We start from the raw sequence: 8,871 nt of genomic DNA on the forward strand, positions 1-8,871 counted from the left end.
TCTCGTCTGAGCAATCGGTAGCCCGACGCGTTAGAAATTCAATCCGCCTTCGCGCGCAGCGTCTGCGAGCGATTTGATACGTCCGTGATAGATATAACCACCACGATCAAAGACCACGTCCTTCAGGCCGGCTGCAACTGCTCGCTCAGCGATCAGTTTGCCAACTTCAGAAGCGGCGGCTGTGTCCGCGCCGGTTTTCAGCTTTTCACGAAGATCTTTTTCGATAGAAGAAGCTGCTACGAGTGTAACACCTTGTTCATCGTCAATGATCTGAGCGTAAATATGCTTGGAAGACCGGTTAACACTTAAACGCGGACGGCCGTTGGCAGTCTTTTTCAGGGCGCGACGTACACGTGCACGACGACGCTCAAACTGAGATAGTGCCTTCGCCATAATAAGTTTCCGTTACTTCTTCTTACCTTCCTTGCGGAAGATAAATTCATCACTATATTTCACGCCTTTGCCTTTGTAAGGCTCAGGACTACGATATTTACGGATCTCTGCAGCAACCTGACCAACGGCCTGTTTGTCGATGCCGGTCACGACGATCTCGGTTGGCTTAGGACAAGCAACCGTGATCCCTTCGGGAACTTCATAGACAACATCATGAGAGAAACCAAGTGCGAGCTGAAGGTCTTTGCCCTTCATCTGCGCGCGGTAACCCACACCGTTAATATCAAGTTTCTTTTCGAAACCTGCAGAAACACCATTCAGGATGTTGAGAATCTGGGTGCGGGACATGCCCCAAAGAGACCGCGCAGTCTTGGACTTGTTGCGTGGCTCTACCAGAATACCATCATCCGTCATTTTGGCATCGACGTCTTCGTTGAGTACGAAAGAGAGTTCACCCTTCGGACCCTTCGCTTTGACGGTCTTGCCATCAATTGTCGCAGTAACACCGCTAGGGACTGCAACAGGCTTTTTGCCAATACGTGACATAAGACTAACCTGTCCGGATCTGAGATCAGCCTGCCCAAGGTTACCGACCTTAAAGGCACTTAAGCTGATCGCTTTAAAACCGTTGATCTAATTTCGACCTTTATGACCGAAATTAGATCTGAGATAACAAGGTTCAAACCGCATCAGAAGACGCGGCAGAGAACCTCACCACCCACGTTGTTCTCGCGAGCGTCATGATCGGCCATAACCCCTTTCGGAGTGGAGACGATCGACACGCCCAGACCGTTGTGGATGATCGGAATATTCTTAACCGATGCATACACGCGACGACCAGGCTTGGACACGCGTTGGATTTCACGGATCACCGGCTCTCCATCGAAGTATTTCAGCTCGACCTCGAGTTCGGACTTGCCGCCTTCGAATTCGACGGTGGTGTAGCCGCGGATGTACCCTTCTGAAGCCAAAACGTCAAGCACGCGCTGACGCAATTTGGATGCAGGAGTGGAAACCTTTGTTTTTTTACGCATCTGCGCATTGCGGATGCGGGTCAACATATCCCCAAGGGGATCAGTCATTGCCATGGGACCGCGCTCCTTACCAGCTCGACTTCACCAGGCCAGGGATTTGACCCTCGTTGCCCAGTTCGCGAAGTGAAATACGGGACATCTTCAATTTGCGATAGTAGCCGCGTGGACGGCCAGTCACTTCGCAACGATTGCGGATGCGGATGGATGCGGAGTTGCGTGGAAGCTCAGCAAGTTTCAAACGAGCCTTGAAGCGCTCTTCAAGCGACAGGGACTCATCCTTTGCCAGGGCTTTCAGCTTTGCACGCTTAGCAGAATACTTGTCTGCCAGCCGTGCGCGAGCTTTGTTCTTTTCGACAGCGCTCTTTTTAGCCATTACATATTCCTCGTACTTTCCGCGGGACCTTAACGGTTGAACGGGAAGTTGAATTCTGTCAGAAGGGCGCGTGCTTCATCATCACTGCTCGTGCTTGTGCAGACGATGATGTCCATGCCCCAGATCTGGTCAACTTTGTCATATTCGATCTCTGGAAAGACGATATGCTCTTTCAGGCCCATGGCATAGTTGCCGTTGCCGTCAAAGCTCTTCCCGTTAAGACCACGGAAGTCGCGTACGCGAGGCAGCGCAATCGTGATCAGACGATCGAGAAATTCATACATACGGTCGCCGCGCAGAGTAACTTTTACACCAATCGGCATGCCTTCACGAACCTTGAAGGTCGCAATGGACTTGCGCGCTTTGGTCACTACCGGCTGTTGACCGGCAATTGCCTGCAGATCTTCCAAGGCAGCCTTAACTTTCTTGGAATCGTTAACCGCTTCACCAACGCCCATGTTCAGGACAACTTTTTCAAGCTTCGGCATCCGATGTGGATTGGAGAAGTTGAACTGTTCCTGCATTTTGGCGCGGATGACATCTTCATACAGCGTCTTGAGACGCGGGGTGTAAGCAGCCTCAGCCATCGATCACATCTCCCGAACGCTTGGCTACACGCACTTTGTTACCGTCCTTGACAGTGAAACCAACGCGGGTCGGTTTATTGTCTTTAGGATCAGCCAGGGCCAGGTTGGACAGATGAATCGGGGCTTCTTTATTGACTATACCCGCTTCCTGCATCTGGTTCTGACGCTGATGGCGTTTGACCATGTTGATACCGCGCACGATAGCCCGCTCTTCAGCAGGCATCACTTGCACAATTTCACCGCTCTTGCCCTTGTCTTTCCCGGCAAGAACAATGACGCGATCACCCTTTTTGAGTTTCGCAGCCATTACAGCACCTCCGGAGCAAGGGAAATGATTTTCATATGGTTATGAGCACGCAGCTCACGAGGAACCGGGCCGAAGATACGGGTACCGATTGGTTCCTTGTTGTTGTTCACCAGAACAGCTGCACTGCGGTCAAAACGGATGACGCTGCCGTCCGGACGACGAATAGCTTTTGCGGTACGAACCACAACTGCCTTCATCACATCGCCCTTCTTAACACGCCCACGCGGAATCGCTTCCTTGACAGATACGACGATGATATCGCCGATCCCTGCGTATTTCCGTTTGGAGCCGCCGAGCACTTTGATGCACATGACACGACGTGCGCCGGAGTTATCCGCGACGTCAAGGTTTGTTTGCATCTGAATCATGACTGGCCGCCTTTTTTATTCTCCCCTAACGCATCACTGCGCAGGGTTTACGTCCAATTGCCAAGCCGGATTAAGAGGTAGGAAGTTCCGTACCTACTACAACCCAACGTTTCGATTTAGAAATAGGTGCGGACTCCTGAATGAAGATCTGATCACCTACTTTGAAGGAATTCCCCTCGTCATGAGCTTGATAACGCTTGGAACGACGCACAGTCTTCTTGAGAAGCGGGTGCGTGAAACGGCGTTCAACCTTCACAACGACAGTCTTGTCCTGCTTGTCGCTGACGACGAGGCCTTGCAAAATTCTCTTTGGCATCCCGTCTCTCCTATTCTGCTGACTCGACGCGCTTTTGCTGCGCGACGGTCATCAGGCGTGCAATATCACGACGAACTTCGCGAACACGCACGGTATTTTCCAACTGACCAGTTGCCTTCTGAAAGCGCAGATTGAACTGCTCTTTCTTCAGCTTTTCCAACTCATCAGCAATTTGATCCGCTGTCATCGCGCGGACATCTGATGCTTTCATCGGGTTATCCCTTCACACCGTTAGTCGGCGATGCGCTGTACGAAGCGTGTCTTGATAGGCAACTTCGCAGCGGCAAGCCGCATGGCTTCCCGAGCAATGTCCTCAGGTACACCATCGATTTCAAACATAATACGGCCCGGTGCTACGCGAGCTGCCCAATATTCAGGAGAACCTTTACCTTTACCCATGCGGACTTCGGTAGGTTTCTTGGATACTGGCAGGTCCGGGAACACACGGATCCACACACGACCGGCACGCTTCATGTGACGGGTCATAGCACGACGCGCAGCCTCGATCTGACGAGCGGTGATACGCGCAGGCTCCTGAGCCTTCAGGCCGTAGGCACCAAAGTTGAGCTCATAGCCCCCTTTGGCGTTGCCGTGAATGCGGCCCTTGTGCTGCTTGCGATATTTTGTGCGCTTTGGTTGCAGCATTGTGTTTCTCTCTTAACTCAGTTTGTAACCGACATTAAGCAGCAGGTTTATTGCTACGACGGCGCTGGTTGCTGTTATTGCCCTGATCCTGGTTTTCAGAAGCGCGACGTTCAGAGGCCATTGGATCATGTTCCATGATCTCGCCTTTGTAGATCCACACCTTGATACCAGAGATGCCATAAGCAGTCAGTGCTTCAGCAGTACCATAGTCAATGTCAGCGCGCAGAGTATGAAGCGGAACGCGACCTTCACGATACCATTCGGTACGTGCGATCTCGGCTCCACCCAGACGGCCTGCACAGTTGATACGAATGCCTTCGGCGCCCATCCGCATAGCAGACTGAACGGCCCGTTTCATCGCGCGACGGAAAGCCACACGGCGTTCCAGCTGCTGAGCGATGGACTGAGCAACGAGGTTGGCATCTGTTTCCGGCTTACGTACCTCAACAATGTTGATATGTACATCGGAAGTTGTCAGCTTGCCAACTTTCGCACGAAGTTTTTCGATATCGGCGCCTTTTTTGCCGATTACGATGCCCGGACGTGCAGAGTGAATGGTCACACGGCACTTTTTGTGCGGACGCTCGATAACGATCTTGGATACGGCTGCCTGCTTGAGTTCTTTTTCCAGCATACTGCGAATTGCAAAATCTTCATGAAGAAGATTGCCATATTCGCCTTTGTCAGCATACCAGCGAGAATCCCATGTGCGGTTGATCCCAAGACGAAGACCAATTGGATTAACCTTGTGACCCATCAGGCTGTCTCCTCAACTTCACGAACAACAATCGTCAGGTTGGAGAAAGGCTTGAGGATCTTGCCGACACGACCACGAGCACGTGGCTGCCAGCGTTTCATCACAAGTGCCTTACCAACATAAGCTTCTGCAACGATCAGGCTGTCAACATCCAGTTCATGGTTGTTTTCAGCGTTTGCGATCGCAGATTCCAAACACTTCTTTACATCTTTCGCGATGCGTTTGGAGGAGAAGGTCAGGTCAGCCAAAGCCGTATCAACCTTTTTCCCCCGAATCATCGTTGCGACAAGGTTCAGCTTCTGCGGAGACGTGCGAAGCATGCGGGTTACCGCTTTAGCTTCGTTGTCTTTCAAGACGCGTGCGCGTTTTGCCTTACCCATTATTTCCTCCTAGCCTTCTTGTCGGCCCCGTGACCGTAATAGTTACGGGTCGGAGAAAATTCGCCCAACTTGTGACCGACCATCTCCTCAGAGACGAGAACCGGTACATGCTTCTGACCATTGTACACACCAAAGGTGAGCCCGACGAAGTGAGGCAAGATCGTGGAGCGACGGCTCCAGGTCTTGATCACTTCGTGACGACCAGAAGAGCGAACCTTGTCTGCCTTCTTCAGAAGGTATCCGTCTACAAACGGACCTTTCCAAACAGAACGTGCCATCGGTTAACCCTTATTTCTTGCGCTGATGACGACTACGAACAATAAACTTGTCGGTCGACTTGTTAGAGCGAGTACGCTTGCCTTTAGTAGGCTTGCCCCATGGAGACACAGGGTGACGACCACCAGAGGTCCGGCCTTCACCACCACCATGTGGGTGATCAACCGGGTTCATAACGACACCGCGCACTTCTGGACGTTTACCGAGCCAACGGCTACGACCAGCTTTACCATGATTGATGTTTGAATGTTCCGGGTTGGAAACTGCACCGACGCTTGCCATGCAAGAACCAAGCACCAGACGGGTTTCACCCGAATTCAAACGAATGATTGCATAACCGCTATCACGACCAACAAGCTGAGCGTAAGCACCGGCAGAGCGAGCAATCTGACCGCCTTTGCCTGGCTTGATCTCTACGTTGTAGATGATCGTGCCAACAGGCATGTTTGCCAGAGGCATTGCGTTGCCCGGTTTGATGTCGGCAGCTTTACTAGCAGCTACAACCTTGTCACCAGCTTTAAGGCGCTGAGGAGCCAGGATGTATGCCTGTTCGCCGTCTTCATAATTAACCAGAGCAATATATGCCGTACGGTTTGGATCATATTCCAGACGCTCTACCGTACCAACAACGTCAAACTTACGACGTTTGAAGTCGATGATGCGATAGGTACGCTTATGACCGCCACCACGACGACGTGATGTCACGCGACCATGGTTGTTACGACCGCCAGACTTGGTCAAGCCTTCGGTGAGCGTTTTGACCGGTTTCCCCTTCCAAAGATCGGAGCGGTCTACGATCACCAGCTGACGCGTGCCTGGGCTTGTCGGTTTAAAGGTCTTGAGTGCCATGACTTAAAGCCTATCCCCGCGTTGCTTAAAGACCAGTCGTGACGTCAATCGATTGGCCCTCTTGGAGGGTAACAATCGCTTTTTTCACGTCGACCTGCTTGCCGATAATGCCTTTGAAGCGTTTAACCTTGCCCTTGCGGACCAGAGTGTTGACGCTTTTGACCTTGACGGAAAACAGTGCCTCTACGGCGGCCTTGATTTCAGTTTTAGTCGCATCCTTGGATACGTTGAAAACAACCTTGTCCTGTTCGGAATGAATGGTTGCCTTCTCGGTGATCACCGGGCTGCGGATGATATCGTAATGACGAAGGGTGGTCATTTGAACCGTTCCTCCAGAGCATCGACTGCGGCCTTGGTCAGAACCAGAGTGTCGCGACGCAGAACATCAAGAACGTTGATGCCCTGAACCGGCAACACATCGATACCGACGATATTGCGGGCAGCTTTTGCGAAGTTCTCGTCCACTTCCTTACCGGAAATGATCAGAGCGCTTTCGATGCCCAGACCGGAAATCTGTTTCTTTACGGCTGCGGTCTTTGGTGCTTCTGCCTTCGCATCGTCAAGAATGATCAGATTTTCATTCTTCACTTTGGTAGACAGGGCATGTTTGAGCGCAAGCGCACGAACCTTTTTAGGCAGCTCGATTGCATGGTCACGAACGACCGGACCAAACGCACGACCACCACCACGGAACTGTGGAACCTTCTTGTTGCCGTGACGAGCGCCACCAGAACCCTTCTGACGAAGGTATTTCTTGGTAGTGCCGATCACTTCAGCACGGGTCTTGGTTTTGTGCGTACCAGCCATTTTCTTCATCTGCTGGAAGCGAACCATGCGGGCAATGATGTCCGCGCGTGGTTCGAGACCAAATACAGTGTCGGAAACAGCTACGGAACCTGCATCACCGCCGTCAAGGGTTTTAACTTTAAGTTCCATTATTCTTCACCCTCCGCTGCTGGCGCTTCAGCTGCTGGAGCGTCTGCGCTACGGATAGCACCAGGAAGCGGAACCCCTTCAGGACGAGCCTTCTTGACAGCATCCTTGATGAGAATCCAACCGCCCTTGGAACCAGGAACAGCACCCTGAACCAGAACCAGACCACGGTCGGCATCGGTTTTAACAACCTTCAGATTCTGCGTCGTCACGCGGGTCGAGCCCATGTGACCAGCCATCTTTTTGCCTTTAAAGACCTTGCCTGGATCCTGACACTGACCGGTAGAGCCGTGGGCACGGTGGGAAATGGAGTTACCGTGCGTTGCACGTCCACCACCGAAATTGTGACGTTTCATGGAGCCGGCGAAGCCTTTACCAATTGACGTACCAACAACATCCACATGCTGACCAGCAATATAGTGATCCGCAGTCAACTCAGAACCAACCTCGATGAGGTTTTCTTCGCTTACGCGGAATTCAGCAAGTTTACGCTTCGGTTCTACCTTTGCTACGGCAAAGTGGCCGCGCATTGGCTTCGAAACATTTTTTACTTTGGCTTTGCCTACACCCAACTGAAGTGCGGTATAGCCGTTTTTCTCTACAGTACGCTGAGCAACAACCTGGCAATTCTCAACTTTGAGAACCGTAACCGGAACATGTTCTCCGGCTTCGGTATAAATGCGGGTCATTCCCAACTTCTGTGCGATCACACCAGAACGCATGGCTACTCTTGCCTCTCGCTCACGTTAGAGCTTAATTTCAACGTCCACACCGGCCGCAAGATCTAGCTTCATGAGGGCATCAACCGTCTGAGGGGTCGGGTCGATGATGTCGAGGAGACGCTTGTGCGTACGGATCTCGAACTGCTCACGGCTTTTCTTGTTAACATGCGGCGAACGGTTGACAGTGAACTTCTCGATATGGGTCGGAAGAGGAACTGGACCACGAACGTTTGCGCCTGTGCGCTTAGCTGTGGACACGATTTCCTTTGCTGACGTATCGAGAATGCGATGGTCGAATGCCTTAAGGCGAATTCGAATATTCTGACCGTTCATATTTTCAACCTCAAAAGACTGGGGTGCTTTGGGAGCACCCACAACACCCCTGCCCTAGTGACTATTCGACGATTGCGCCGACGATACCAGCGCCGACGGTACGACCACCTTCGCGGATAGCGAAGCGCAGTTTTTCTTCCATGGCGATTGGCACAATCAGTTCAACATTCATGTTGACGTTATCGCCTGGCATCACCATTTCCACACCTTCGTCAAGGGTAACAACACCCGTAACGTCGGTCGTGCGGAAATAGAACTGTGGACGATAGTTGGTGAAGAACGGGGTATGACGCCCACCTTCTTCTTTCGTCAGAATGTAGGCTTCTGCCTTGAATTTCGTGTGCGGGGTAACAGAACCTGGCTTACAGAGAACCTGACCACGCTCAACGTCTTCACGCTTGGTACCACGCAGAAGAACACCAACGTTGTCGCCTGCTTCACCGCTATCAAGCAGCTTGCGGAACATTTCAACACCGGTGCAGGTGGTTTTCTGAGTTGGTTTGATACCGACGATTTCGATTTCTTCACCAACCTTGATGATGCCACGCTCAACACGACCGGTAACAACCGTACCACGACCAGAGATCGAGAACACGTC

At 51.9% G+C, this 8,871-nt stretch carries 19 protein-coding genes; all 19 read right to left on the bottom strand.

Features of this window, described 5'->3' with window-relative positions:
- Positions 1 to 30 precede the first annotated feature (30 nt).
- On the bottom strand, positions 31 to 393 hold the full coding sequence (gene rplR, locus BM258_RS10990) for a 50S ribosomal protein L18 (protein WP_090072109.1): 363 nt from the start codon (positions 391 to 393) through the stop codon (positions 31 to 33).
- A 12-nt stretch (positions 394 to 405) separates the two neighbouring features.
- The gene (gene rplF, locus BM258_RS10995) at positions 406 to 939 is read right to left on the bottom strand and encodes a 50S ribosomal protein L6 (RefSeq protein ID WP_090072115.1); all 534 of its coding nucleotides are present in this window, start codon (positions 937 to 939) and stop codon (positions 406 to 408) included.
- A 143-nt stretch (positions 940 to 1,082) separates the two neighbouring features.
- A complete protein-coding gene (gene rpsH, locus BM258_RS11000; RefSeq protein WP_090072117.1) occupies positions 1,083 to 1,481 on the bottom strand; it encodes a 30S ribosomal protein S8 in 399 nt (132 codons plus the stop codon).
- A 13-nt stretch (positions 1,482 to 1,494) separates the two neighbouring features.
- A complete protein-coding gene (rpsN, locus tag BM258_RS11005) occupies positions 1,495 to 1,800 on the bottom strand; it encodes a 30S ribosomal protein S14 (RefSeq protein ID WP_090072119.1) in 306 nt (101 codons plus the stop codon).
- A 29-nt stretch (positions 1,801 to 1,829) separates the two neighbouring features.
- Complete coding sequence (gene rplE, locus BM258_RS11010; RefSeq protein WP_090072120.1) at positions 1,830 to 2,387, bottom strand: 50S ribosomal protein L5; 558 nt, start codon at positions 2,385 to 2,387, stop codon at positions 1,830 to 1,832.
- A complete protein-coding gene (rplX, locus tag BM258_RS11015; protein ID WP_090072122.1) occupies positions 2,380 to 2,694 on the bottom strand; it encodes a 50S ribosomal protein L24 in 315 nt (104 codons plus the stop codon). The genes rplE and rplX overlap by 8 nt, the downstream gene beginning before the upstream one ends.
- A complete protein-coding gene (rplN, locus tag BM258_RS11020) occupies positions 2,694 to 3,062 on the bottom strand; it encodes a 50S ribosomal protein L14 (protein ID WP_090072124.1) in 369 nt (122 codons plus the stop codon). The genes rplX and rplN overlap by 1 nt, the downstream gene beginning before the upstream one ends.
- A 70-nt stretch (positions 3,063 to 3,132) precedes the next feature.
- A complete protein-coding gene (gene rpsQ / locus BM258_RS11025) occupies positions 3,133 to 3,378 on the bottom strand; it encodes a 30S ribosomal protein S17 (RefSeq protein ID WP_090072126.1) in 246 nt (81 codons plus the stop codon).
- 10 nt (positions 3,379 to 3,388) lie between these two features.
- Entirely contained in the window at positions 3,389 to 3,589 is a 201-nt protein-coding gene (rpmC, locus tag BM258_RS11030) for a 50S ribosomal protein L29 (RefSeq protein ID WP_090072128.1), read from the bottom strand.
- A 20-nt stretch (positions 3,590 to 3,609) separates the two neighbouring features.
- Complete coding sequence (gene rplP, locus BM258_RS11035) at positions 3,610 to 4,023, bottom strand: 50S ribosomal protein L16 (protein ID WP_090072130.1); 414 nt, start codon at positions 4,021 to 4,023, stop codon at positions 3,610 to 3,612.
- A 34-nt stretch (positions 4,024 to 4,057) separates the two neighbouring features.
- On the bottom strand, positions 4,058 to 4,780 hold the full coding sequence (rpsC, locus tag BM258_RS11040; protein WP_090072131.1) for a 30S ribosomal protein S3: 723 nt from the start codon (positions 4,778 to 4,780) through the stop codon (positions 4,058 to 4,060).
- Entirely contained in the window at positions 4,780 to 5,160 is a 381-nt protein-coding gene (rplV, locus tag BM258_RS11045) for a 50S ribosomal protein L22 (RefSeq protein ID WP_090072133.1), read from the bottom strand. The genes rpsC and rplV overlap by 1 nt, the downstream gene beginning before the upstream one ends.
- Positions 5,160 to 5,438 (bottom strand): 30S ribosomal protein S19, encoded by a 279-nt coding sequence (gene rpsS, locus BM258_RS11050; RefSeq protein WP_090072135.1) that lies wholly within the window; start codon positions 5,436 to 5,438, stop codon positions 5,160 to 5,162. Before rpsS ends, rplV begins: the two co-directional genes overlap by 1 nt.
- 10 nt (positions 5,439 to 5,448) lie before the next feature.
- Positions 5,449 to 6,285 carry a 50S ribosomal protein L2 gene (rplB, locus tag BM258_RS11055; protein WP_090072137.1) on the bottom strand — a complete coding sequence of 279 codons (837 nt, stop codon included), beginning with the start codon at positions 6,283 to 6,285 and terminating at the stop codon, positions 5,449 to 5,451.
- Between the two features lie 25 nt (positions 6,286 to 6,310).
- Positions 6,311 to 6,604 (bottom strand): 50S ribosomal protein L23, encoded by a 294-nt coding sequence (locus BM258_RS11060; protein WP_090072139.1) that lies wholly within the window; start codon positions 6,602 to 6,604, stop codon positions 6,311 to 6,313.
- Positions 6,601 to 7,221: a 50S ribosomal protein L4 gene (rplD, locus tag BM258_RS11065; RefSeq protein ID WP_090072141.1), complete on the bottom strand. Its 621-nt coding sequence runs from the start codon at positions 7,219 to 7,221 to the stop codon at positions 6,601 to 6,603. Before rplD ends, BM258_RS11060 begins: the two co-directional genes overlap by 4 nt.
- Positions 7,221 to 7,940, bottom strand: coding sequence for a 50S ribosomal protein L3 (rplC, locus tag BM258_RS11070; protein ID WP_090072143.1), 720 nt, complete (start codon positions 7,938 to 7,940; stop codon positions 7,221 to 7,223). Before rplC ends, rplD begins: the two co-directional genes overlap by 1 nt.
- Positions 7,941 to 7,964: 24 nt before the next feature.
- Complete coding sequence (rpsJ, locus tag BM258_RS11075) at positions 7,965 to 8,273, bottom strand: 30S ribosomal protein S10 (protein WP_090072145.1); 309 nt, start codon at positions 8,271 to 8,273, stop codon at positions 7,965 to 7,967.
- Between the two features lie 61 nt (positions 8,274 to 8,334).
- Positions 8,335 to 8,871, bottom strand: a 537-nt coding sequence (locus BM258_RS11080) for an EF-Tu C-terminal domain-related protein (protein ID WP_244544672.1), incomplete at its 5' end; no start/stop codon positions are given.

Source organism: Cohaesibacter marisflavi, assembly GCF_900115225.1.
Lineage (GTDB): Bacteria > Pseudomonadota > Alphaproteobacteria > Rhizobiales > Cohaesibacteraceae > Cohaesibacter > Cohaesibacter marisflavi.